This window comes from Pseudocitrobacter sp. 73, from assembly GCF_008369545.1.
GTDB classification, from domain to species: domain Bacteria; phylum Pseudomonadota; class Gammaproteobacteria; order Enterobacterales; family Enterobacteriaceae; genus Pseudocitrobacter; species Pseudocitrobacter vendiensis.
In genome coordinates this window covers 1-230 of sequence record NZ_VTZO01000096.1, presented here as the reverse complement: position 1 = coordinate 230, position 230 = coordinate 1, and the positions used below count along the sequence as shown (strand labels likewise).

Sequence of the window (230 nt, the reverse complement as noted above, 5' to 3'; positions counted from 1 at the left end):
ATCGCCGAGCGTGGGTATATGAATATTGATGAGCTGGCAAATCTGCTGGATGTCTCCACGCAGACGGTCCGCCGGGATATTCGTAAATTAAGCGAGCAAGGCCTGATTACGCGCCATCACGGTGGCGCGGGTCGGGCTTCCAGCGTCGTTAATACGGCGTTCGAGCAGCGTGAGGTTTCGCAAACCGAGGAAAAAAAAGCGATTGCCGAAGCGGTGGCAGACTATATTCC

The 230-nt window shown here is 54.8% G+C and carries 1 protein-coding gene; it reads left to right on the top strand.

What is annotated here, in order from left to right; translation table 11 throughout:
* The coding region (locus F0Q32_RS25940) for a DeoR family transcriptional regulator (RefSeq protein ID WP_255475799.1) at window positions 1-230 on the top strand (230 nt) is incomplete at both ends.